Raw genomic sequence first — 22,351 nt, 5'->3', positions numbered from 1 at the left:
TCAGCAGTCCTAATCTCGTTTCGCTGTGCGTTTACCGCACAAATCCTTCAACGTGTCGTCGTTTGCTGAGCATGATCCGGTCGGAAAGACGGCGTCCGCCTTCCTGGGTCACGCTCTGGAATTTCTGGCCGCTTCGGCGGTCTTGTCGTCGTCGGCCATCCGGTATCGGACCAGCATCTGGCAGCGCGACAGGAACGTCTTGCTCGCTGGGCCCGCGAGCAGCGCAGCATGTATCACATTTGACCGCCCAAGTGCCAAATCCAATTCTTCCGACGTCAAAACATTGACGACGGCGATTACTGGCGATTCACCACGTTTTTCGCCCCTTTGCCTGACGATCGCGTCCAATTTGCGGATTCCGTCCGCTGCGCCGTCGGAAGCGTGGATCAGGGCTGCAGTTTCGTTCCGGTTGAGTGCGTCCTCGACCTTGCCGAAGCCTGCGACCACCTGACCGGCCTTGGCGGCCATCGCCAGGGCCTCGGTGAGGCTGCGCACCAAAAGTGCGTCGGTGTCGGTGGGAAGGGTCGGCGCGACACGGACATCGCGCTTGAATCCCTTGCTAAATTGGTGACGGCGGACCGCTTCCGCAACGCTGCGCCGCGATGCGGAAACCCATAATCCGCGGCCGGGCAGCTTGCGCTTCAGATCCGGGATCACCTCGCCCGTGGGCGCGACGACGAACCGGATCAGCTCGTCGATCGGACGCACCTCGCGGCTGACCGCGCACATCCGCGTGGTCGCGGACTTCTGCGTCCGCGGGCCATCGTCGAGATCGGGGTCAGCCTGAGCGAGCATCCGTGGGGCATCTCCTTACGACGCCGCTGTTTCTGCTTCGGCGGCGTCGGCCTCCTCGGCAGGCTTGGCGAGGTCGGCCTCGGTGATCCAGCCGGCTTTGAGGCGGGCCTGCATGATCATGGCCTCGGCCTCGTCGCGCGAGATCTCGATGCCATCGAGGAACCCGGCATGCTTGGTCGGCTCTCCGCCTTCCTTGCGCTCGGTCCAGCCGACCAGGTCGTCGGTGGCGCAGCCGGCGAGGTCCTCGACGGTCTTCACGTCGTTCTCGCCGAGCTTCACCAGCATCTTGCCGGTGATGCCGGGGACGTCCTTCATGGCGTCCTCGACGCCGAGTTCCTTGCGCTTGGCCTCGAGTTCGGCCTCGAGCTGTTCCAGATACTCGCGGGCGCGGGTCTGCAGCTCGGTCGCGGTTTCCTCGTCGAAACCTTCGATGCCGGCGAGTTCCTTGACGTCGACCAGCGCGAGTTCCTCGACCGAGGTGAAGCCTTCGGAGGCGAGCAGCTGGCCGACCACTTCGTCGACATTGAGCGCTTCCATGAACACGCGGGTCGAGTTCTCGAAGTCGGCCTGGCGGCGCTCCGACTCTTCCTGCTCGGTCAGGATGTCGATGTCCCAGCCGGTCAGCTGCGAGGCGAGGCGAACGTTCTGGCCGCGGCGGCCGATCGCCAGCGACAGCTGGTTGTTGGTGTCGGGAACCACGACCTCGATGCGCTCGCGGTCTTCGTCGATCACGACCTTGGCGACTTCAGCGGGCGCCAGCGCGTTGACGACGAAGGTCGCGATGTCCGGCGACCACGGAATGATGTCGATCTTCTCGCCCTGCAGCTCGTTCACCACGGCCTGCACGCGCGAGCCGCGCATGCCGACGCAGGCGCCGACCGGGTCGACCGAGGAATCGCGCGAGATCACGCCGATCTTGGCGCGCGAGCCGGGATCGCGGGCGACCGCCTTGATCTCGACGATGCCGTCATAGATTTCCGGCACTTCCTGCGCGAACAGCTTCGCCATGAACTGCGGATGGGTGCGTGACAGGAAGATCTGCGGACCGCGGGTCTCGCGGCGGACGTCGAAGATATAGGCGCGGACGCGGTCGCCGTTGCGGAACACTTCGCGCGGCAGCATCTCGTCGCGGCGCACGATGGCTTCGCCACGGCCGAGATCGACGATCACGCTGCCATATTCGACGCGCTTGACGATGCCGTTGACGATGTCGCCGATGCGATCCTTGAATTCCTGGTACTGCCGGTCGCGCTCGGCCTCGCGCACCTTCTGCACGATCACCTGCTTGGCCGACTGCGCCGCGATGCGGCCATATTCCAGCGGCGGCAGCGTGTCGGCGATGGTGTCGCCGACCTGGGCGCCCGGATTGGCGCGCTGCGCGTCGAACAGCGAAATCTGGTTGGAGGAGTTCTCGACGACGTCGACCACCAGCATGTGGCGGGTCAGCCGCAGCTCGCCCTTCTTGGCGTCGATCTCGGCATGGACGTCGGTCTCGCTGCCGTAGCGGGCGCGGGCGGCCTTGGCGATGGCGTCTTCCATCGCCGCGATCACGATGGAGCGGTCGATCGACTTTTCGCGCGCAACTGCGTCTGCGATCTGCAGCAGTTCGAGTTTGTTGGCGCTGACTGCCATGGCTTAGTCTCCTTCGAATGGATCGATCTCGCCACGGCGCGCGCGCTCGGCGGCCAGGCGGTGCTTTTTCGTGTTGGTCGGAGCCGGCTTCTTGCCGGTCGTGTGACCAGGCTTGTGATCGGGCTTGGGTTTCGGCTTCTGGCTCTTCGCCGGATCGCTCTTCTTGGCGTGGGCCGGCTGCGGCGGCGCAAGGCCGAGTTCGCGGCGCAGCTCGCGCTCGGCGGCCTTGCCGCGGCGCATCGATTCCTCGATCAGCTCGTCGGTCAGCACCAGCCGCGCGTCCGAGATGTCTTCCATCACCAGCAGGACTTCGGCGTCCTCGGTCGGACGCGGATCGTCGCGCTTGACGCGCACCGCATTGCCCTCGACGCCGGCGAGCAGGCCGCGGAACCGCTTGCGGCCCTGATGCGGCACCGCCATCTCGATCTTCACCAGATGCCCGGTGTAGCGCTCGAAGTCGGAGCGGCGCACCAGCGGGCGGTCGATGCCGGGCGACGAGATTTCCAGCCGGTAGGCGCGCTCGATCGGGTCGGCGACGTCGAGCACCGGCGACAGCGCGCGCGAGATCGCCTCGCAATCCTCGAGCTGCATCGAGCCGTCGGGGCGTTCCGCCATGATCTGCACGGTGCAGCCGGCATCGCCCGAAACCTTGATGCGCACCAGGCGATAGCCCATGCCCTGCAGCACCGGCACCGCGACCGCGGCGACGCGCGCCGCGACCCCGGGCTCGACGACGAGCCTCGGCTCGGCGAGCAGTTCGGGGTCCACGGACGTGGCGGTCGGGTCGGTCATATCGAGTGTCAAAGGCTGTCTAGGTCTGAAGGTTGGGTCTTAGCTCTAAAGGTTGGGTCTGTTGTGTTGTTCGGGTGGCCTTAAGGGGCCGCTAACGCTACCCAAACTGGACTCGGCCTCGCTGGGTCCCGTCAGGTAATAAAAAAGAGCGGGTCCCGGGGGGCCCACTCTCCTACGCGATCGTATGAGATACCATAAGTTGCGGTGGATATAGCCCTTTTGCAGGGGTCCGGCAAGGCCTCCCTTCCCGGCGGAGGGCGATTTTGCCCCTCCCCGGGTGCAGGTTTGACCTAACCCTCCGTTTACGAACGGGACCATAGATTGCCGAAAATCGGCAGAAGTCGCCGGTTGGACAAGGCTCATGACGACAGCCCCCGCGCTGATCCCGGAACTCGACGACATCGTTCGCCGCGGCGACCCCAAGCGCCGCGCCGAGGCCGCACGGCGGCTCGGCGAATTGTTCCTGCAGGGCGCCGCGAGCTTTCGCCCCGACCATATCGACCTGTTCGACGGGGTGCTGACCAGCCTGGTGCCGCACGCCGAGCTTGCGGCGCGGATCGATCTTGCCGAACGGCTCGCGCCGCTCGCCAACGCGCCGCGCCATTTGGTCGGGCAACTCGCCCGCGACGACGAGGTCGCGATTGCCGGCCCGGTGCTGCGCAAATCGCCGGTGATCGACGAAAAGGCGCTGGTCGAGATCGCCAATGCCAAGGGCCAGGGCCATCTGCTGGCAATGGCCGAGCGATCGAAGCTCTCGACCGCGCTGACCGACGTCCTCGTCCGTCGCGGCGATCGCGATGTGATCCGATGCGCGGCCGGCAATGCCGGCGCGGCGTTCTCGGACGCGTCCTTCACGACGCTGGTGCGGCGCGCCGGCCAGGACGGCGTGCTGACGCTGCGGATCGGCCGCCGTGACGATCTCCCGCCCGCGCATCTGAAGAGCCTGCTGGCCGGCTCGATCGACGTGATCCGCCGCCGCTTGCAAGTCGTCGCCAAGCCGGAACGGCAGGCCGAGATCAAGCTGGCTCTGAACGAGATCGAGGGCGTCGTCGTGCAGGTCGAGGGCCGCGATTTCGCTGCCGCGCAGCGCACGATCCTGGCGCTGCACCGCGCCGGCGAACTGAACGAGGCCGCTGTGGTCGGCTTCGCAAAGGCCTTCAAATACGAGGAATGCGTCGCCGCGCTCGCCGCGATGACCGGCGTGAAGATCGTCTCGCTCGATCGTCTGATCTCCGGCGATCGTTACGATCCGATCCTGATCGCCAGCAAGACGATCGGCTTCGAATGGCCGACCGTGCGCGCCCTGATCCTGATGCGGCTCGGGCCGAACCGCGTGCCGTCACCGGCCGATATCGAAGGTGCACGGGTGAACTTCGTGCGCCTGATGCCATCGACCGCGCAGCGCGTCGTGGATTTCTGGAAGTCGCGGTAACGTCGAGCGCCGCGCGATTCTCGGCGGCAAATTCTCTCTCTCTCTGTCATTGCGAGGAGCGAAGCGACGAAGCAATCCATGCTTCCGCGCAAGCGCAGTGATGGATTGCTTCGCTTCGCTCGCAATGACGAGGCTGAGCAGCAGGGCCAAAAATCCCTTCCCCAAACTTGAATCGGCCAGCTATGCTTTCCGCAAGGCGCGACACAGCGCCAACGGGGAGATTGCCATGCTGACCGACGCCGACATCCAATCGCACGCCGAGCGGATCCGCGATGACGGATACACCGTGATCGAGCGCGCCGCCTCGCCTGACCTGGTCGAGGGATTGAAGGCGGCGGTCGAGCGGATCGAGCGCGAGAATAATCTCGGCCTTGCCCGGACATCGTTCGAAGGCTTCAAGACGCTGCGCATCAACAACCTCCTGACCTATGACGAGCTGTTCTGGGAGGTGCCACTGCACGAGAACGTGCTGCCGGTGGTCGAGCGCGTGCTGGACCGGGAGTGCCTGCTGTCGTCGTTCTGCTCGCTGGTGCTCGGCCCGGGCCAGGAGGCGCAGCCGATTCACGAAGACACCCAGTTGATCCCGCTGCCGCGGCCGCACATTCCGATCACGATCAATGCGATCTGGGCGCTAACCGATTTCCGCGACGACAATGGCGCGACGCGGATCATTCCGGCGAGCCACAAATTCGATTCGTCGCCGGAATACGGCAGGGATTACGACGCGCTCACCGCGACCATGCCGGCGGGCAGCGTGATGCTGTTCGACAGCGCGCTGTGGCATGGCGGCGGCGCCAACTCCAGCGATGCGCGGCGCTTCGCATTCTCCTGCGCCTATTGCTGGGGCTGGATGCGCCAGCAGGAGAACCTGCAGCTCGGCATTCCCCGCGAGACCGCGGCGCGCTTTCCGCGCCGTCTGCAGGAATTGTGCGGATACAGCGTCTACAAAGGCCAGTTCGGCCACATCGACAATCACGATCCGATCGAGTTGCTCGGCCGCGAGCGCGGCAAGCGCATGGTCTGGGAGGCGACCGACGTCAGGAAGGCGCGGATGGCGGAAGAGAAGGCATAGTATCTATCTGTCATTCCGGGGCGATGCGTTAGCATCGAACCCGGAATCTCGAGGTTCCGGGTTCGCTCGTTTCACTCGCGCCCCGGAACGACGGATCAATCGACGCGCCGAAACCTCAAATACGCCGCCTTGCGGCCTTCGCGCTCGGCCTTGGCGCCGTAGCGCGTCATCGTGTAGTTCGGCCACGGCTCGAGCCAGTCGATCGCGCGCTCGGCGAGCCAGGCGAAGTCGGGCGAGCGCATCAGATGCGCGAGCGTCCAGGCGCAATAATCGTCGATGTCGCTGACGAAGCGGAATTCACCGCCGGGCGGAAGCAGCCGCGTCATCGCGGCGACCGTTGCATCCTGCACGAAGCGCCGCTTCCAGTGTCGCCGCTTCGGCCAGGGATCGGGATGAATCAGGTCGATGCGCGCAAGTGAGCGCGCTGGCGCCCAGGCCAATAGCTCGGCGGCGTCGCCGGCGAACAGGCGGATGTTGCCGATATTCAGCGCCTCGATCTGGGTCAGGATCTTCGCCATCCCGTTGACGTAGGGCTCGCAGCCGATGAAGCCCGTCTTTGGAAATGCCTGCGCTTCCGCGATCAGGTGCTCGCCGCCGCCGAAGCCGATCTCGAGCCTGACATGCTCGGTGCCGTCATCGAACAATTCGGTCAACGCCGCGGGCGCCGGCAGCGCGATGTCGACCGAAAGGTGCGGCAGCAGATTGTCGATCAGGTCGGCCTGGTGCGAACGCAGTCTGTGGCCCTTGCGCCGCCCGAAGAATGAGCCGCGCGAATGGGCCATCGCGCCGTCCTCTGGGGGATCGCGATCGCTGGTGTCGTTCGGAGCCGGCGTCATCGCAGCGTCTGATACAGCCGGTAGAGCAGGCGCGCGCGCGGCTCGATCGACGAGATGTAGAGCTGCTCGTAATGGGTATGCGCGCCCTTGCCGTCGACGCCGAGGCCGTCGAGCGTTGCAGTATGCGGTGCGGTGAAATTGCCGTCGGAGCCGCCGCCGGTGAACACATCGAGCAGCTCGAAGCCGAGTTCGGTGGCAAGCTCCCGGGCGTGCTCGTAGAGCGCGGCGCCGGCGTTGCTCTTCTCATAGGGCGGGCGGTTCAATTCGCCTGTGACCTTCACGCTGACGCCCTCGGTGCGCGAGGTGATGCCGAGGATCTTCGGCACCAGCTCGTCGGCGTCGGCCATCGACGGCACGCGCATGTCGACTTCCGCATAGGCCTCTTCGGCGATCACGTTCGGCTTGGTGCCGCCGCGGACCACCCCGACATTGACGGTGACGCCGCGCTTGAGATCGTTCATCGCCTCCAGTGTCTGGATCACATTGCCGAGCTCCCGGATCGCGCTGCGGCCATCCTCGGGGCGCGTGCCGGCATGCGCGGGCGCGCCCTTGATGAACACATCGAAGCGCGCGACGCCCTTGCGCCCGGTGACGATCTTGCCGCCGTCGCGCGCCGGCTCGGTCACCAGCACGTATTTGGCCTTGCGTCCCTCGGCCTCGATCAGCGCGCGCGAGGTCGGGCTGCCGATTTCCTCGTCCGAGACGTAGAGCTGGGTGATGCCGAGCGGCGGGCGCGCGTCATCGGCGCAGATCTGCCGGAACGCGTGATAGGCGAGATAGGCGCCGCCCTTCATGTCGTAGATGCCCGGACCGAACGCGCTGTCGCCTTCGATCTTGAATGGTAACCGTTCGATGAATCCCATCGGATGAACTGTGTCGAGATGGCTCAGCACCAGAATGCCCGGGGCGTCCTGCCCCCAGGACGAGCGCGTCACCAGATGATCGCCGCAGCCGTCGCGTCCCGCAACGCGGTCGACGGTGGCCGGCAGGTCGCGATATTCGGACGCGACGAGGTCAGCCAGTCTGTTGACCTGGTCCGGCCGCTCGGTCGGAGATTCGATCTCGACCCAGCGGCGAATGCCGTCGAGGATATCTGCGGTTTCGAACGGGTTGCTGGACATGCTGTTGTCGTCGCTCAGGAATTGCGTTGTCATTCAGCGCACGCCTTAACGCGCGCCGGAATGACATATTCCAGATTTGACGATCTCTCAAACGGATAAGGCTGGATCAGACCTGTTCGGCCGCCTCGCGCGCCGCGATCTGCTCGACCAGTTCGACGATGCTGCGGCGGAGCTTGGCGTCCGCGATTCGCGTGAAGGCACGGGTCAGGGCCAGGCCTTCGGCGGTTGCCAGAAAGTCGGACACATAGGCCGGCGAGGAGCCCTCGCTGAAGCCGTCAGCGGTCTTGACGCCGCTCGGGCCGCCGTCGAACAGGAAAGAGACCGGCACCTGCAGGATCTCGGAGATCTGCTGCAGCCGGCTGGCGCCGACACGGTTGGTGCCCTTCTCGTATTTCTGCACCTGCTGGAACGTCAGGCCTAACGCCTCGCCCAGTTTCTCCTGGCTCATGCCGAGCATGATGCGTCGCATTCGGACGCGGCTGCCGACATACTTGTCAACAGGATTGGGCGCTTTGGTGGACATCTCCAACTCTCCTAAGGGATTGCGCGCCCGGGGGGTGAGGCAAGTTGGACGTGGAGTATGCCTCAGGCGCCGGTGCCGTCAAATCCTGCAAGGAGGATCGGGACGAAATGCGGACAATTTGCGCAAAGGGGCTGACTTGGCTTGTGATTTCGCGTGGACCCGTACAATGCGAAGTGCACGGTCGATCTGTCAACTGGTGGAATCGCGCTGAGGTAAATTTCGACGTTTTTTCGGGTTCGGCGACAACCGGCGATATGCAGGATCAGGCTTTTCGCCTGACAAAACGTCTCCGCAATACGATTGCGAGGGCAACCAACACAATCACAGCGGCCGGGATGTTCCCGGCGCGCGCATAGATCGTCGGCGCTATCGCGGCCGGCAGGCCGGCATCGAGCACGCCTTCGGCGCCGAGCCCGAGTTGCGCGACGATTCGCCCGAGCGGGTCGATGATGGCCGAGATGCCCGTATTCGCGGCACGCACCAGCGGCAGGCCTTCCTCGATCGAGCGCAGCCGGGCCTGCTGCAAATGCTGATAGGGGCCGGTCGAGATTCCGAACCAGCCGTCATTGGTGACGTTGACAATCCAGCCGGGACGATCGTCGCGGCTCACGACATTGCCGGGAAAGATCGCCTCGTAGCAGATCAAGGGCAGCGCGCGCGGCGCATTGGGAATGTCGAGCGTGCGGCGGATCGTGCCGGGAATGTAGCCGCCCTGCACCTTGGTGAGCTGCACCAGGCCGAGCTTCTCCATCCAGTCCTGGAACGGCAGATATTCGCCGAATGGGACGAGGTGCAGCTTGTCGTAGACCGCGAGCACGCTGCCGTCATGGTCGATGACGTAGATCGAATTATAGGCCCGCGTGATGCGGACGTTCGGCGGCAGATCGGGTGCGCGCACTGAGCCTGTGATCAGCACGGTTCCCTTCGGCAAGAGGTCGGCGATCTGCGCCATGGCGTCGGCTTCCTTGGTCAGGAAGAACGGAAACGCGGATTCCGGCCAGATCAGGATGGTGGCATCGCTCACGCCGGTCGAATGCGGCCCGGACGCGCGATCCGACAATGTGAGATATTTCTGCATCACCGCCGCCTTGGCGGAGTAGTTGAACTTGGCGTCCTGCTGCAGATCGGGCTGCATGATGCGCAGCTTGACCCCGCGGACCATGCTGGTCGGCTGCTGCGCGAGGCGGAATGCGCCGAACGCCAGCATCGCGGCGAGAACCAGCACCGCGGCCACCGGCGCGCGCCACGGCTTGCGGCCGCGCGAGGCGCCGTCGATCAGCACGGCCGGGCTTGCGAAGATCGCGACGGCCAGGAACGTCATGCCCCACAGCCCGATCAGCGATGCAGTTTGTGCCAGCGCCAGCGGCTCGGTCAGCGCGTAGCCGAACGCATTCCACGGAAAGCCGCTCAGGAGATGGCCGCGCAGCCATTCCGAAATCGTCAGGCTGAGCGGCAGCGCCAGCACGCGCGACGCGTCGCGCGGCCAGATCAGCCTTGCCAGCCCGAAGCCAAAGGCGGTGAACAGAGCGAGATAGGCGGGCAGGCCGAGCACCGCGAACGGTGTCAGCCAGGCGAAAGTGTCGGCATCGACGAAGAAAGCGTAGCCGATCCAGTACAGTCCCGGCACGAAATAGCCGAGGCCGAACCAGAAGCCGGACAGCGCTGCGGCGGGCACGCCACGCCAGCGCCCGGCAGCAGCGCCGTCGATCAGCCAGACCGCGATCGAAAACGTCAGAAACAGCACCGGCCAGGCGTTGAACGGCGCCATCGCCAGCGAGGACAGTGCGCCGGCTGTGAGCGCGAGGACCGCGCGCTTCCATCCCCAGGTCAAAATGATCGCAAGTCCGACCGAGCGGAGTTTGTCTGACAGCCTCACTGCGGACCGGCTCCCTCGCCGGGCGGCGGCATGTTGTCATTCGCCTGCGGGTTGCCGGAGTCCGGTGCCTGCTCGCGGCGCCGTTCGCGTTCCTTGCGCGGCGCCGGCCGTTCCTTGCGCGTCGTGACCCGCACGCGCTTGACCCGCCGCGGGTCGGCGTCGAGCACCTCGACCTCGTAATTGCCGGGACCGGAAATCACCTCGCCGCGCACCGGCAGGCGGCCGACGAACGACACCAGATAGCCGCCCAGCGTCTCGACCTCCTCGCCGGCCTCGCCGGTCACGAAGTCTTCGCCGATCACCGAACGGACATCGTCGAGGCTGGCGCGCGCGTCGGCGATGAAAGAATTGTCGGGCTGGCGGACGATGGACGGCGGCTCGTCGGAATCGTGCTCGTCGTCGATCTCGCCGACGATCTGCTCGACAATGTCCTCGATCGACACCAGCCCGTCGGTGCCGCCATATTCGTCGACCACCAGCGCGAGATGGATGCGCGAGGCCTGCATCTGCGCCAGCAGGTCGATCGCGCGCATCGACGGCGGGATGTAGAGCAGCTTGCGGATGATATGGGCCTCGGCCAGCGGCAGCGCGAGATCGACGCTGCGCAGATCGAGCCCGGCCGGAAACGGCTTTTTGCGCTTCGTCTTGGTCGCATCGGTGACGCGCGCCTTCGCGGTCATGAAGGCGAGCAGGTCGCGGATGTGCACCATGCCTTCGGGATCGTCGAGGGTTTCATTGTAGACGACGAGCCGCGAATGCGCCGCGCTCTCGAACAGGCCCATCAGTTCGCCGAGCGGGATGTCGCGCTTGACCGCGACGATGTCGGCGCGGTGCACCATGACGTCGGCGATCCGCCGCTCGTTGAGCGACAGGATGTTGCGCAGCATGGTGCGCTCGATCGCCGAGAAGCCGACATCGTCGGGCGTCGAGGCGTCGAGCACCACCTGCAGATCGTCGCGCACCGAGCCGGCCTTCCAGCCGAACAGCGTGCGGATCGCGCGCACCAGCCAGCCTTCGGCGGCTGGGCGTTGCACCTCGCCGTCGTGCACGACCGCGGGCAGGTTGCTCACGTTGCGCGGATTGTCATGGGTCGGTTCGGAATCCGGCATGTCAGGCGATCCGATCCGCATAGGGGTCGGAAATGCCGAGCGAGGACAGGATCTCGCGCTCAAGCGCCTCCATGTCCTCGGCATCGTCGTCGTTCTCGTGGTCGTAACCGATCAGATGCAGGAAGCCATGCACCGCGAGGTGGCTCAAATGATGCTCGAACGGTTTCTGTTCCTCATCGGCTTCCCGTCGCGTCGTCTCATAGGCGATCGCGATGTCGCCGAGCATGCGCGGGGCATCGTCAGGCCCGCCTCCGCCTTCCGGCTGCAGCGCCGGAAACGACAGCACGTTGGTCGGCTTGTCGATGCTGCGCCAGTTGGCGTTGAGGGTGCGGATCCCGGAATCGTCGGTCAGCATCACCGCAAGCTCGGCATCGGCGACATCGGCATCGGCGATTGTGGCGGCAGCCTCGATGGCGCGATGGATCACCGCGTCGGCATCAGGCTCGGCCTGCCAGCATTCGGCGGTGACTAGAACCTCGGTTGCAGGAAAAGCGGACACGTTCGTTTCAAAATCTGCGTTATGGCCGGAACCCGCATCGCGCGGGCTCGCGGCCGAAGCTATTGGTCTCAAGATCTGGCGTTTGCCGGCTTTTGCGGCAATCCCTCATAGGCGGCCACGATGCGCGCCACCAATTCATGGCGGATGACGTCCTCGGCCTTGAAATGCACCTGCGCGATGCCTTCGACGCCATCGAGCAGCTTCACGGCTTCCGTCAGCCCCGAAGCCTGGCCATGCGGCAGGTCGACCTGCGACGGGTCGCCGGTGACGATCATCCGGCTGTTCTCGCCGAGACGCGTCAGGAACATCTTCATCTGCATCGTCGTGGTGTTCTGCGCCTCGTCGAGGATGATGGCGGCATTGGTCAGGGTGCGGCCGCGCATGAATGCGAGCGGCGCGATCTCGATCTCGTTGCCCTGCAGCGCGCGCTCGACGACGCGGGCGTCCATCAGATCGTACAGCGCATCGTAGATCGGGCGCAGATACGGGTCGACCTTCTCCTTGAGGTCGCCGGGCAGGAAGCCGAGCCGCTCGCCGGCCTCGACCGCGGGCCGCGTCAGGATGATGCGATCGACCTCCTTGCGCTCGAACAGCTGCGCCGCGTGGGCGACCGCGAGCCAGGTCTTGCCGGTGCCGGCCGGGCCGATGCCGAACACCAGTTCGTGCCGCTTCAGCGCGCGGATATAGGAATCCTGCGCCGCGGTGCGGGCGCGCACCGGACGCTTGCGCAGATTGATGGTCTCAAACGTCGGCTTGGCGGTCTTGTTGTCGAATTCGAACAGCGAGCCCTGCGCGATCACGGCGCGGATCGCGCCTTCGACTTCGCCCTGATCGAGGTCGTGGCCTGCGATGGCCTGGGCGTAAAGCGTCTCCAGCACGCGGCGCGCCGCGTCGCAGCCGTCGCGGGAGCCCGCGATGGTGACGTGGTTGCCGCGGGAATCGACCACCACGCCGAGCCGCCGCTCGATCAGCGCCAGGTTTTGTCCGTAGGGGCCGACCAGCGCGGATGCGGCGCGGTTGTCGTCGAAATCGATGACGACCTGTGTCTCAGGTGCCCGGGTCTCAGGTGGCATTTGCATGTCGCGGTCAGGTTTGCGGCTGGGAGCGAGCGAAGACGAATCCGATGCGCTTTTTGGCAAGGATTTCAGGCTCCAATGGTCTGCGAAATGAGGCGCGGCGCTGCCGGCGTCGCAAGCTCGCCGATCAGGCTGTAACGCTCGAGGCTGTCGATCCTCACGGAGCGGACCTGGCCGATGATGTCAGGCGATGCCATCACATGGGCGGGCTGCAGATAGGCGGTGCGGCCGACGATCTGGCCCGGATTGCGCGCGGCGCGCTCGAACAGCACATCGACCGTTGTGCCAATCGCAGCCCGGTTGAAGGCCGATTGCTGGCTGTCGATCAATTCCTGAAGCCGCCCCAAGCGCTCGTCCATCTCGGCTGCTGACACCGTCTCCCGCATCTCCGCCGCAGGCGTGCCTGGCCGTGGCGAATACTTGAATGAATACGCCGCAGCGTACCCGATTTGCGTGACAAGCGCGAGGGTGGCGGAAAATTCTTCCCTCGTCTCGCCGGGGAAGCCCACGATAAAATCTGATGAAAAAGCAATGTCTTGCCGTGCCGCCCGGAACCGGTCGATGACCCGCCGGTAGTCATCGGCGGTATGTTTGCGGTTCATGGCCGCAAGGATCCGGTCCGCCCCCGATTGCACGGGAAGGTGCACGAACGGCATCAATTCGGGCAGATCGCGATGCGCCGCGATCAAATCATCATCCACATCGCGCGGATGGCTGGTCGAATAGCGCAGCCGCGTGACGCCGGGAATCTCGGCGAGTCGTTGCAGCAATTTGCCGAGCGACCAGGCGCCGCCGTCGGGGCCTTCGCCATGATAGGCGTTGACGTTCTGTCCGATCAGCGTGAATTCGCGCACGCCATTGTCGGCGAGCTGCTTGACGTCGTCGATGATCCTGGCGACCGGACGCGAGACTTCCGCGCCGCGCGTATAGGGCACTACGCAGAAGGTGCAGAACTTGTCGCAACCCTCCTGCACCGTGACGAAGGCGGAGATGCCGCGGGCCCGGATCGCATCCGGCTTTGGCTGCGGCAGGAAGCCGAACTTGTCTTCGACCGGAAATTCGGTCTCGAGCGCGCGGCCGTTCTCCTTTGCGCGCTTCAAGAGCTCCGGCAGATGATGATAGCTCTGCGGCCCGACCACGATGTCGACGGTCGGCGCACGGTTGATGATCTCGGCGCCTTCGGCTTGCGCGACGCAGCCGGCGACCGCGATCTTCATCTCGCGGCCCGCCCGCGCGGCTTCATCCTTGGCGACGCGAAGCCGCCCGAGTTCGGAGTAGACCTTCTCCGACGCCTTTTCGCGGATATGGCAGGTGTTGAGGATCACGAGGTCGGCGTCTTCGGCGCTCGCGGTCTCGACAAAGCCCTCGCCGGCCAGCGTGTCCACCATGCGCTGTGCATCGTAGACGTTCATCTGGCAGCCATAGGACTTGATGTGCAGCTTGCGCGGCGTCGTCATGGAACCCTGATTGCGAAAGGAAACGGCGCCATCCGGGCGCCGGGGCTGAAATATAGCCTAAACCGGCGAAAATCCAGCGGTGCAACCCGGTCATTCCGGGGCGTGCGCCCCGGGAATCTCGAGATTCCGGGTTCGATGCTGACGCATGGCCCCGGAATGACGGGATAATTCAGCCAGCGAGCGCGGTGGCGCCAATCCGGGCTATCAAATCGGGCAATTGGCGCATATCGGCGAAGGTTATGGCCGCGCCGGCCTGGCGCAGCAAATCCTCGTGTTCCGCCGTGCAATGGCTGCCGCCGTAAAAACCCAGCACGGTCATTCCGGCGGCGCACCCGCCGGTGACGCCGGCTACGCTGTCCTCGATCACGACGCAGCGTTCCGGCCGCGCGCCCATCTGGGTGGCCGCAAACAGGAACAGATCGGGCGCCGGCTTGCCGCGCTGGACCTGCGCGGCGGAGAAGATATGCGGTGCGAGCTGGTCGTAGAGCCCGGCGCAGGTCAGGCCGTGATGGATCTTTTCCGGCGTGCCGCTCGACGCCACGCATTTCGGTAAGGTGAGCGCGGCGATCGCGTCGCCGACATGCGCGATGGCGCTGAGATCGTCGGCGTAGAAGCTCAGCGTCGCGTGCTTGACCTCGGCCTCGAAGCTCTCGGGCAGGGCGCGGCCGATCTCGCTTTCGACGATCCGCCGCGCCTCGCGGTCGGACACGCCGAGGAAACGCTTCAGCACGCCGTCGGGCGTGATCGGAAAGCCGTGCCGCGTCAGCGTGTCCGCATGCGCGCGACACGAGATCACCTCGCTGTCGACCAGCACGCCGTCGCAATCGAAGATGACGAGATCGAAGCTCATGGTCGGGCGATGCGCGCCTACGACTTGCTGTCGTCGTCGAGCGGCACGCAATAGAGCTCGAGCCGGTGATCGACCAGCTTGTAGCCGAGCTTGCGCGCGATCTCGGCCTGCAGCTTCTCGATTTCCTCGGAGGTGAACTCGATCACCTTGCCGTCGCGCAGGTTGATCAGATGGTCGTGATGGCTCTCCGGCATCTGCTCGTAGCGTGCACGGCCCTCGCGGAAGTCATGACGCTCGATGATCCCTGCGTCTTCGAACAGCTTGACGGTGCGATAGACCGTCGAGATCGAGATCTTGTCGTCGACCGCCACGCAGCGGCGGTAGAGTTCCTCAACGTCGGGATGGTCCATGGCCTCCGCAAGCACCCGCGCGATCACGCGGCGCTGTTCGGTCATGCGCATGCCGGTCGCGGCGCAGCGCGCCTCGATGCCGGTATTTTTCTGCGCAGGCGGGATTTTCACCGTGGTCATGGGGTTCAGGCCGTATTCTTCAAACCTTAGGCGGCAGAGCAGGGCGCTGTTCTGCCACCGCGCAGATGTTACGACAAGTCGCGCCGCATCAGAAGCGCGTTCAAATGTTCCCCACCGGGCTGCTTGTAATAGCGTTCGCGGCGGCCGATCACGCCGAATCCGGCCCTTTCATAGAGCCGTCGCGCCGGCGCATTGTTCTCTTCGACTTCGAGGAAGATGGTGCGGATGCCGCGGCCGGCAAGATGGCCGAGATGGGTCAACAGCAGGTCGCGCGACAGGCCGCGCCCGCGCTGATTGGAATCGATCGCAATCGACAGGATTTCCGCTTCGTCCGCGGCCATTCGCGACACCGCAAAGCCGATCACCTTGCGGCCCTGCCGCAGCCGATGCACCAGCGTGTTGCGCTCGGTCAGCATCGCCTCGAATTCGCCCTCGCCCCAGCCGCGATGAAACGACGCGCCGTGCAATTGGGCGAGCCGCGCCGCATCACGCAGGGACGCGGGCTCGACCGCGGGCGTACCGCCGCCCCACCATCGCGACAGCCAGCCGCTCATGTCGATGGCGGCGCGCTGATGACGAGGCGATCCTTCGGCGGCTTCGCATCGGGGGCGCGCAGATAGAACGGACGCGGCGGCGCCGTTTCGGGATCCACGGCGGCGCCGACCCAGGCGACCCAGGTGATGTCGGGCGCCGGTTGCCGGTCGATCTTCACCGGCGGCGTTGCGTCGGCGGGCCAGCGCTCGGCGAGGATATTTGCGGCGTTGCCGAGCAGATGCAGCGCGCCGAATTGGGCGGCTTCGAGCGCCTCCGCGATCGGCGCTACCTTCGGCTTGAGGATCGGGGCGCCGTCGCCGCCCACCAGTTGGAAATAGACGTGGTCGTGCCGCGCGTCGATCGCCGACAGGATCGGGTTCTCGCCATTCTCGGCAACCACGGGCGCAGCGTAGGCGGCGAGCGTCGACAGCCCGACGACCGGCTTGGACGCGGCGAGCGCGATGCCGCGCGCCGCCGAGAGGCCGACGCGCAGGCCGGTGAAACTGCCGGGGCCGGTGGTGACGGCGATGCGGTCAAGCCCGGCGAAGCCGATGCCGCTCTCTTTCATCACCCGCGCGATCAGCGGCATCAGCGCCTCGGCATGGCCGCGCTGCATCGCCTGCGATTCGATCGCGATGGTATTGCCGGAGATGGTGTCGAGCACCGCCGCGGAGCAGGCGTCGAGCGCGGTATCGATGGCGAGAATCATCATGGGGCAAACGTCAGGGCGAACGGAAGGTCCGAACCATTTCCGATTCGCCGGCTCACTGTTCGTCCCCCCTCTCGGGCGGGCACAGCGCGCAGCACCGTGCCCACCATCAACTGTGTCGTATCGAGGTGGGCTGCGCCTGGCGACCCACCCGGCGCAAATCACATCGGCCGGACTTCCTGCACGTCGGGCACGAAGTGCCGGAGCAGGTTCTGGATGCCGTGTTGCAAGGTTGCGGTCGATGACGGGCAGCCGGCGCAGGAGCCCTTCATGTTGAGATAGACGATGCCGTCCTTGAAGCCGCGGAAGGTGATGTCGCCGCCGTCATTGGCAACCGCCGGACGCACGCGGGTCTCGATCAGGTCCTTGATCTGCTCGACCGTCTCGGCGTCGGCCTCGTCGAAGAACTCGTTGGCCTCGTCGCTGATGTCGTCGCTACCAGCGGTGCCGTCGGCGAGCAGCGGCGCGCCGGACATGTAATGCTCCATGATGGCGCCGAGGATCGCGGGCTTGAGGTGCTGCCAGTCGCCGTCCGCCTTGGTCACGGTGATGAAGTCGGCGCCGTAGAACACGCCGGTGACGCCTGTGACGGCGAACAGCCGTTCGGCGAGCGGTGAGCGTGCGGCGGATTCGGCCGACGAGAATTCCATGGTCCCGCTGTCGAGCACCAGGCGGCCCGGGATGAATTTCAGGGTGGCGGGATTCGGTGTGGCTTCGGTCTGAATGAACATTTGCTGTCTCCGGCGTCGCCGGTTCAAGGCCGGCGCGTTGGGTTCCCCTATGAAATGGCAATTAAAAAGCCCGCGATCAAGCCGCAAAACCGCGGTTCCAGCTCCGCATCCATGCTCTGGAGCGGTTTCCTGGCCGATACGACCTACGACAGGGCGTCGATCTCGGCGTCGGTCAGGCCGCCGGGCACGATGGTCACCGGGATCGGGAACGCGCCCATGGTCTTGGCCATGGTGGTGATGATCGGTCCGGGCCCCTCGGGGCCTGGATTGGCCGCCAGCACCAGCATCGCGATATCGACGTCCTTCTCGATCACGTCGAGGATCTGCTCGGTCGGGTCGCCCTCGCGAATCGCCCGCTCCGGGGTGATCGCGGCGATCCCGTTGGCGCGGCCGGCGGCGCGGTCGAGCGCCTCATTGGCGGCCTCCTCGGCCTCGGCGCGCATGATGTCGGCGACCCCGAGCCATTGCTGGTTCTGGTCCTCGGTCTCGATCACCCGCAGCATCACGACGCCGCCGCCGACCCGGATGGCCCATCGGCTGGCGTAATACACCGCGCGGTCCCATTCAGCCGTGTCGTCAACGATGACGAGGCATTTCGGCTTGTGACCTGTCTCGTAGCTTCGTCGCTGGGTGGTCATGCATGTCCCGGTGCTGAACCAAACCAACCCATGCTGCCATACTCCCTCGCCGTTTGGGAGAGGGAGTGCACAGTTGCCGGCTTGTGCGTCAGCGCGGGCGGATGAAGCCGACGATGTCCTTGGTGATGCGCATGGTCTCGTCGGCGATGCCGCGGGCGCGGTTGGCGCCGTCGGCGAGGATCGAATCGACGTGGCCGGGGTCGGCGACCAGCTTCTTCATCTCGGAGGCGATCGGCGCCAGTTTTGCGACGCAAACCTCGACCAGCGCGTTCTTGAACGTCGAGAACTGGCCGCCGCCGAACTGGGTCAGCACCTCCTGCTTGGAGATGCCGGCGAGCGCGGCGTAGATGCCGACCAGATTGTCGGCTTCGGGGCGCGTCTCGAGGCCCTTTTCCTCCGACGGCAGCGGCTCGGGATCAGTCTTCGCCCGGCGGATCTTCTGCGCGATGGTGTCGGCGTCGTCGGTGAGGTTGATGCGCGAATTGTCCGACGCGTCCGACTTCGACATCTTCTTGGTGCCGTCGCGCAGGCTCATCACCCGCGTCGCGGGCCCGGTGATCAGCGGCTCTGGCTGCGGGAAGAGCAGGCCGTCGGCAAAGCCATGGCCACGGATCGAATCGCCGAAGTCATTGTTGAACTTCTGCGCGATGTCGCGGGACAGCTCCAGATGCTGCTTCTGGTCCTCGCCCACAGGCACGTGGGTGGCGCGGTACAGCAGGATGTCGGCAGCCATCAGCACCGGATAGTCGTAGAGGCCGATGGAGGCGTTCTCGCGGTCCTTGCCGGCCTTCTCCTTGAACTGCGTCATGCGGTTCAGCCAGCCGATGCGCGCGACGCAGTTGAATATCCAGGTCAGCTCGGCATGGCCGGCGATCTGGCTCTGGTTGAACACGATGTGCTTCTTGGCATCGATGCCGGCGGCGATGAAGGCCGCAGTGACCTCGCGGGTGTTGCGCGCGAGCTCGGCCGGGCCGCCCCAGACCTCGACGCCCTGCGTGATCGCATGCATGTCGACGACGCAATAGATGCAGTTATGGGTCTGCTGCATCTTCACGAAGTTGACGATGGCGCCGAGGTAGTTGCCGAGGTGCAGATTGCCCGTCGGCTGGACGCCTGAGAAAACCCGTTCAACGAACGCCATGGTGTTATTTCCCGGAAATAGCCGCTGCTTTTGCGGCGTCGTTTGCCACTTAAGCCCCGCGCGCGCAAGTCAGGCGGGGCGCCTTTGCCTGATGGCGTTAACCGCCGCGCGCCAGCCGGTGACGCCGAAAAGCTGCAAGAACAGCCCGTAACCGGCGATACCAGCCGCGATCAGCACGAGCAGGGCGGCTGCCTGCACCAAACCGTGGCCACCCGCCGGCAGTGCGCCCTCTACGAGCCATAACAGGGCGCCCATCGCGAGCGCCGCGGCCAGGATGCGCGGCAGCCGGCGGCGCGCCTCGGGATCGATCGAAAAGCCGAAGGTCGCCGCCCCCTTGCGGATCAGCGCCAGCGCGTTGCTCCAGGCGCCGAGCGCAATGCCTGCGGCAATGCCGCTGGCGCCGAAGAGATGGCCGAGCAGGAAGGCCGCCGCGATCGAGACCACGATGGCCTTCAGCGTCGCAAACAGCGGCGTCATCGTATCCTCGCGAGCGAAAAACGCCGGCGACAGCGCCTTCACCAGCACATGCGCCGGCAGCGCCAGCGTCAGCCAGATCAGGGCCTGCGCGGTTGCCGCGGTATCCTCCGCGGTGAATGCGCCATGCTCGAACAGCATCCGCACGATCGGCTCACTCAGCACCATCAGGCCGAGCGTCGCCGGCAGCGCCAGTCCGGCCGCAAGTTCGAGGGCGCGCGATTCGGCATGCGCGATGGCCGCATGGTCGCCGCTGCGCACCGCGCGCGTCATCTCCGGGATCAGCACGGTGCCCATCGCGACGCCGACGATGCCGAGCGGCAGCTCGAGCAATCGGTTGGCGAAATAGAGCCAGGACACCGCCGATGGCGAGGTCGATGCGATCACCGCGCCCGCGACCATGAGCCATTGCGGCGCGCTGCTCGCGACCATGCCGGGGACCGCGCGGCCGAGAAAGCCGCGCATTTCCGGATCGAAGGAGATGCGGAGCGGCGAAGCGAGCTTTGCCCCGCGCAGCGCCAGCATCGACAGTTGCAGGAATCCGGCGACGCCGATCGTGGCCGCCATGACAAGCGCGGCCTGCACTGGCTCCTGCTGCCGCGCCAGCAACACGGCCATCACGGATATCAGCGCGATGTTGAACAGCAGCGGCGAGAACGCCATCAGCGCGAAGCGCCCCCGCGCGTTGAGCAGCGCCATCATCACGGTGACCGGGCCGGCGAAGGCGAGATAGGGCAGCATCAGCCTTGCATTGTCGACCGCGAATTGCAGCGTCTCGCGGCCGACAAAGCCCGGCGCGATCGCCGCGATCACCAGCGGCATCAGCGCGCCGATCGCGAGCGCGGCTACAATGACCGCGGCGCTGACGGTGCCGAGCACGCGGCCGGCAAACGCGGTTGCCGCGGCCATGCCCTCCGCGTCGCGCGCCTTCAGCCATGCCGGCACCAAGGCGGCATTCAGCCCGCCCTCAGCCAGCAGCCGTCGCACGACATTCACAAGCTGGAATGCCGCCAGGAACGCGTCCGCCACCGGCCCCGCGCCAAGCAGTGCCGCGATCACGGAATCGCGCACGAAACCGAGCAGTCGCGAGGCCAGCGTTCCCGTGGAGACCGTGAGGAAGGAGCGGAACATAGGTGTCTCTATAGCAGTCGCGCGCCCTGCTGCCAGCGGCGCTCCTTTCGAAGCCCCGACCAAGTGCCAATCCGTCATCCTGAGGCGCGAGCGGAGCGAGCCTCGAAGGATGAATCGGCCAGAGTGGGGCCGTGCACCCTTCGAGGCTCGCGAAAGAGGCTCGCGCCTCAGGATGACGGGTCAAAAGCGCGTTGCGATGACGGAACTGGCAGTCTCCGCTTCCCTTGCTGCCCCAAGGCGTAACGTGATAGGTCGCGGCTCTTGTTGGGTGGCGTTAACACAGGGCAGGTTGATGGCTGACGCAAAATATGACGTTCTCGGGATCGGCAACGCGATCTTTGACGTGCTGGTGCAAACAGATGAGGCATTCCTCGCCCGTCACGGCATGACCAAGGGCTCGATGCAGCTGATCGACGAATCGCGTGCCACCGCGATCTACAGCGACATGGGCACTGCGACCGAGATGTCGGGCGGTTCGGCCGCGAACACCATCGTCGGCGTCGGCAGTCTCGGCGCCCGCGCCGCCTATGTCGGCAAGGTCAAGGACGATCAGATCGGCAAGCTCTACGTCCACGACATCCGCGCCGCGGGCGTCACCTTCGACACCGCGCCGGCCAAGGCCGGCCCGGCCACCGGCTGCTCCTACATCCTGGTGACGCCGGACGGCGAGCGCACCATGAACACCTATCTCGGTGCCGCGCAGGACCTGACGCCCGACGACATCGATCCGGCCCAGATCGCAGCCGCCAGCATCATCTATCTCGAAGGCTATCTCTGGGATCCGAAGAACGCCAAGGACGCCTTCGTGAAGGCGGCTGATATCGCGCATGGCGCGGGCCGCCGGGTCGCGCTGACGCTGTCGGATTCGTTCTGCGTCGATCGCTACCGCGACGAATTCCTTGACCTGATGCGCCGGGGCATCGTCGACCTGGTGTTTTCAAACGAGTCCGAGCTGCACTCGCTGTACCAGACCTCCGATTTCGACACCGCGCTGAAGCAATTCGGCAAGGACACCAAGCTCGGCGTCGTCACCCGCAGCGAAAAGGGCTGTGTCGTGATCTCCGGGAATGACGTTACTTCGGCGCCGGCCTCTCCGATCGACAAGCTCGTCGACACCACAGGCGCCGGCGATCTGTTCGCGGCCGGCTTCCTGGTCGGCCTCGTGCGCAATGTCGGCCATGAGAATGCCGGTCGCCTCGGCGCGCTCGCCGCCGCCGAAGTGATCCAGCACATCGGCGCCCGGCCGCTGGTGTCGCTGAAGGATCTGGCGAAGCAGAAGGGGTTGCTGGTTTAACCGCAGCTCACTTTCTTCACCTCTCCCGCTTGCGGGGAGGTCGGCGCGTAGCGCCGGGTGGGGGCTCTCTCCACAGAATGACTCGTGGAGAGCTGTCTCTTATACACATCTCCGAGCCCACGAGACATGTCCAGCAATCGCGGATGCCGTCTTCTGCTT

General features: G+C 65.6%; 22 protein-coding genes. 3 read left to right on the top strand and 19 right to left on the bottom strand.

Translation table 11 applies throughout. From position 1 onward, the window contains the following. Nucleotides 1-108 precede the first annotated feature (108 nt). Genes QMZ05_RS28640 through rimP form a run of 3 tightly spaced genes read right to left on the bottom strand, consistent with a single transcriptional unit; the run spans nt 109 to nt 3,219 of the window. Nucleotides 109-795, bottom strand: coding sequence for an RNA-binding protein (locus QMZ05_RS28640; protein ID WP_353703802.1), 687 nt, complete (start codon nt 793-795; stop codon nt 109-111). 15 nt (nt 796-810) lie between these two features. Next, complete coding sequence (gene nusA, locus QMZ05_RS28635) at nt 811-2,427, bottom strand: transcription termination factor NusA (RefSeq protein ID WP_050425393.1); 1,617 nt, start codon at nt 2,425-2,427, stop codon at nt 811-813. Nucleotides 2,428-2,430: 3 nt separating this feature from the next. After that, nucleotides 2,431-3,219, bottom strand: coding sequence for a ribosome maturation factor RimP (gene rimP / locus QMZ05_RS28630; RefSeq protein WP_353703801.1), 789 nt, complete (start codon nt 3,217-3,219; stop codon nt 2,431-2,433). A gap of 361 nt (nt 3,220-3,580) precedes the next feature. Here rimP and QMZ05_RS28625 point away from each other — a divergent pair, with 361 nt between their 5' ends. Both QMZ05_RS28625 and QMZ05_RS28620 read left to right on the top strand, forming a co-directional pair. Continuing rightward, complete coding sequence (locus QMZ05_RS28625) at nt 3,581-4,651, top strand: DUF2336 domain-containing protein (protein ID WP_353703800.1); 1,071 nt, start codon at nt 3,581-3,583, stop codon at nt 4,649-4,651. Between the two features lie 226 nt (nt 4,652-4,877). Then, complete coding sequence (locus tag QMZ05_RS28620; RefSeq protein WP_353703799.1) at nt 4,878-5,723, top strand: phytanoyl-CoA dioxygenase family protein; 846 nt, start codon at nt 4,878-4,880, stop codon at nt 5,721-5,723. A 95-nt stretch (nt 5,724-5,818) separates the two neighbouring features. Here QMZ05_RS28620 and trmB read toward each other — a convergent pair whose 3' ends face one another. From trmB to murJ, 16 genes are all read right to left on the bottom strand, one after another. Continuing rightward, nucleotides 5,819-6,559 carry a tRNA (guanosine(46)-N7)-methyltransferase TrmB gene (gene trmB / locus QMZ05_RS28615; RefSeq protein WP_353703798.1) on the bottom strand — a complete coding sequence of 247 codons (741 nt, stop codon included), beginning with the start codon at nt 6,557-6,559 and terminating at the stop codon, nt 5,819-5,821. Continuing rightward, nucleotides 6,556-7,713, bottom strand: a complete 1,158-nt coding sequence (locus QMZ05_RS28610) for a M20 family metallopeptidase (protein ID WP_353703797.1) — start codon at nt 7,711-7,713, stop codon at nt 6,556-6,558. The genes trmB and QMZ05_RS28610 overlap by 4 nt, the downstream gene beginning before the upstream one ends. A 73-nt stretch (nt 7,714-7,786) precedes the next feature. Further along, nucleotides 7,787-8,203: a helix-turn-helix transcriptional regulator gene (locus QMZ05_RS28605; RefSeq protein ID WP_021082652.1), complete on the bottom strand. Its 417-nt coding sequence runs from the start codon at nt 8,201-8,203 to the stop codon at nt 7,787-7,789. A 262-nt stretch (nt 8,204-8,465) separates the two neighbouring features. Continuing rightward, entirely contained in the window at nt 8,466-10,079 is a 1,614-nt protein-coding gene (gene lnt, locus QMZ05_RS28600; RefSeq protein ID WP_353703796.1) for an apolipoprotein N-acyltransferase, read from the bottom strand. Beyond that, nucleotides 10,076-11,188 carry a hemolysin family protein gene (locus QMZ05_RS28595; protein ID WP_353703795.1) on the bottom strand — a complete coding sequence of 371 codons (1,113 nt, stop codon included), beginning with the start codon at nt 11,186-11,188 and terminating at the stop codon, nt 10,076-10,078. The genes lnt and QMZ05_RS28595 overlap by 4 nt, the downstream gene beginning before the upstream one ends. 1 nt (nt 11,189) lies before the next feature. Then, the gene (ybeY, locus tag QMZ05_RS28590) at nt 11,190-11,687 is read right to left on the bottom strand and encodes an rRNA maturation RNase YbeY (protein WP_353703794.1); all 498 of its coding nucleotides are present in this window, start codon (nt 11,685-11,687) and stop codon (nt 11,190-11,192) included. Between the two features lie 68 nt (nt 11,688-11,755). Then, nucleotides 11,756-12,766, bottom strand: coding sequence for a PhoH family protein (locus QMZ05_RS28585; RefSeq protein WP_353703793.1), 1,011 nt, complete (start codon nt 12,764-12,766; stop codon nt 11,756-11,758). Between the two features lie 65 nt (nt 12,767-12,831). Further along, nucleotides 12,832-14,220 (bottom strand): tRNA (N6-isopentenyl adenosine(37)-C2)-methylthiotransferase MiaB, encoded by a 1,389-nt coding sequence (miaB, locus tag QMZ05_RS28580; protein WP_353703792.1) that lies wholly within the window; start codon nt 14,218-14,220, stop codon nt 12,832-12,834. 169 nt (nt 14,221-14,389) lie between these two features. Beyond that, a complete protein-coding gene (locus QMZ05_RS28575; RefSeq protein ID WP_353703791.1) occupies nt 14,390-15,070 on the bottom strand; it encodes an HAD family hydrolase in 681 nt (226 codons plus the stop codon). A 17-nt stretch (nt 15,071-15,087) separates the two neighbouring features. After that, a complete protein-coding gene (locus tag QMZ05_RS28570; RefSeq protein ID WP_050629064.1) occupies nt 15,088-15,540 on the bottom strand; it encodes a Fur family transcriptional regulator in 453 nt (150 codons plus the stop codon). Between the two features lie 68 nt (nt 15,541-15,608). Further along, nucleotides 15,609-16,094, bottom strand: coding sequence for a ribosomal protein S18-alanine N-acetyltransferase (rimI, locus tag QMZ05_RS28565; protein WP_074126328.1), 486 nt, complete (start codon nt 16,092-16,094; stop codon nt 15,609-15,611). Next, nucleotides 16,091-16,786 (bottom strand): tRNA (adenosine(37)-N6)-threonylcarbamoyltransferase complex dimerization subunit type 1 TsaB, encoded by a 696-nt coding sequence (gene tsaB / locus QMZ05_RS28560; RefSeq protein WP_353703790.1) that lies wholly within the window; start codon nt 16,784-16,786, stop codon nt 16,091-16,093. The genes rimI and tsaB overlap by 4 nt, the downstream gene beginning before the upstream one ends. A 158-nt stretch (nt 16,787-16,944) precedes the next feature. After that, the gene (locus QMZ05_RS28555) at nt 16,945-17,514 is read right to left on the bottom strand and encodes a NifU family protein (RefSeq protein ID WP_353703789.1); all 570 of its coding nucleotides are present in this window, start codon (nt 17,512-17,514) and stop codon (nt 16,945-16,947) included. 143 nt (nt 17,515-17,657) lie between these two features. Beyond that, nucleotides 17,658-18,152: a universal stress protein gene (locus QMZ05_RS28550; protein ID WP_074126322.1), complete on the bottom strand. Its 495-nt coding sequence runs from the start codon at nt 18,150-18,152 to the stop codon at nt 17,658-17,660. A gap of 88 nt (nt 18,153-18,240) precedes the next feature. After that, nucleotides 18,241-19,293 carry a tryptophan--tRNA ligase gene (gene trpS, locus QMZ05_RS28545; RefSeq protein ID WP_353703788.1) on the bottom strand — a complete coding sequence of 351 codons (1,053 nt, stop codon included), beginning with the start codon at nt 19,291-19,293 and terminating at the stop codon, nt 18,241-18,243. A 69-nt stretch (nt 19,294-19,362) separates the two neighbouring features. After that, nucleotides 19,363-20,898 (bottom strand): murein biosynthesis integral membrane protein MurJ, encoded by a 1,536-nt coding sequence (gene murJ, locus QMZ05_RS28540; RefSeq protein WP_353703787.1) that lies wholly within the window; start codon nt 20,896-20,898, stop codon nt 19,363-19,365. A 292-nt stretch (nt 20,899-21,190) separates the two neighbouring features. On the opposite strand from murJ, the gene QMZ05_RS28535 reads away from it, so the two are divergent. Next, the gene (locus QMZ05_RS28535; protein WP_353703786.1) at nt 21,191-22,192 is read left to right on the top strand and encodes an adenosine kinase; all 1,002 of its coding nucleotides are present in this window, start codon (nt 21,191-21,193) and stop codon (nt 22,190-22,192) included. Nucleotides 22,193-22,351: the final 159 nt, after the last annotated feature.

It is taken from the genome of Bradyrhizobium sp. INPA03-11B, assembly GCF_040446015.1.
GTDB lineage: Bacteria > Pseudomonadota > Alphaproteobacteria > Rhizobiales > Xanthobacteraceae > Bradyrhizobium > Bradyrhizobium macuxiense_A.
The sequence above is the reverse complement of the archived record's forward strand: the minus strand, read 5'-3'. Positions and strand labels throughout refer to the sequence as shown.

Bases quoted from the DNA above. Each gene is read 5' to 3' on its own strand.
- QMZ05_RS28605 (WP_021082652.1), bottom strand. From the start codon at position 8,203: ATGTCCACCAAAGCGCCCAATCCTGTTGACAAGTATGTCGGCAGCCGC.
- QMZ05_RS28535 (WP_353703786.1), top strand. From the start codon at position 21,191: ATGGCTGACGCAAAATATGACGTTCTCGGGATCGGCAACGCGATCTTT.
- murJ (WP_353703787.1), bottom strand. From the start codon at position 20,898: ATGTTCCGCTCCTTCCTCACGGTCTCCACGGGAACGCTGGCCTCGCGA.
- tsaB (WP_353703790.1), bottom strand. From the start codon at position 16,786: ATGATGATTCTCGCCATCGATACCGCGCTCGACGCCTGCTCCGCGGCG.
- QMZ05_RS28595 (WP_353703795.1), bottom strand. From the start codon at position 11,188: ATGCCGGATTCCGAACCGACCCATGACAATCCGCGCAACGTGAGCAAC.
- rimP (WP_353703801.1), bottom strand. From the start codon at position 3,219: ATGACCGACCCGACCGCCACGTCCGTGGACCCCGAACTGCTCGCCGAG.
- QMZ05_RS28620 (WP_353703799.1), top strand. From the start codon at position 4,878: ATGCTGACCGACGCCGACATCCAATCGCACGCCGAGCGGATCCGCGAT.
- QMZ05_RS28625 (WP_353703800.1), top strand. From the start codon at position 3,581: ATGACGACAGCCCCCGCGCTGATCCCGGAACTCGACGACATCGTTCGC.
- QMZ05_RS28610 (WP_353703797.1), bottom strand. From the start codon at position 7,713: ATGACAACGCAATTCCTGAGCGACGACAACAGCATGTCCAGCAACCCG.
- trpS (WP_353703788.1), bottom strand. From the start codon at position 19,293: ATGGCGTTCGTTGAACGGGTTTTCTCAGGCGTCCAGCCGACGGGCAAT.
- QMZ05_RS28550 (WP_074126322.1), bottom strand. From the start codon at position 18,152: ATGACCACCCAGCGACGAAGCTACGAGACAGGTCACAAGCCGAAATGC.
- QMZ05_RS28585 (WP_353703793.1), bottom strand. From the start codon at position 12,766: ATGCAAATGCCACCTGAGACCCGGGCACCTGAGACACAGGTCGTCATC.
- nusA (WP_050425393.1), bottom strand. From the start codon at position 2,427: ATGGCAGTCAGCGCCAACAAACTCGAACTGCTGCAGATCGCAGACGCA.
- rimI (WP_074126328.1), bottom strand. From the start codon at position 16,094: ATGAGCGGCTGGCTGTCGCGATGGTGGGGCGGCGGTACGCCCGCGGTC.
- miaB (WP_353703792.1), bottom strand. From the start codon at position 14,220: ATGACGACGCCGCGCAAGCTGCACATCAAGTCCTATGGCTGCCAGATG.
- QMZ05_RS28555 (WP_353703789.1), bottom strand. From the start codon at position 17,514: ATGTTCATTCAGACCGAAGCCACACCGAATCCCGCCACCCTGAAATTC.
- QMZ05_RS28575 (WP_353703791.1), bottom strand. From the start codon at position 15,070: ATGAGCTTCGATCTCGTCATCTTCGATTGCGACGGCGTGCTGGTCGAC.
- QMZ05_RS28570 (WP_050629064.1), bottom strand. From the start codon at position 15,540: ATGACCACGGTGAAAATCCCGCCTGCGCAGAAAAATACCGGCATCGAG.
- QMZ05_RS28640 (WP_353703802.1), bottom strand. From the start codon at position 795: ATGCTCGCTCAGGCTGACCCCGATCTCGACGATGGCCCGCGGACGCAG.
- trmB (WP_353703798.1), bottom strand. From the start codon at position 6,559: ATGACGCCGGCTCCGAACGACACCAGCGATCGCGATCCCCCAGAGGAC.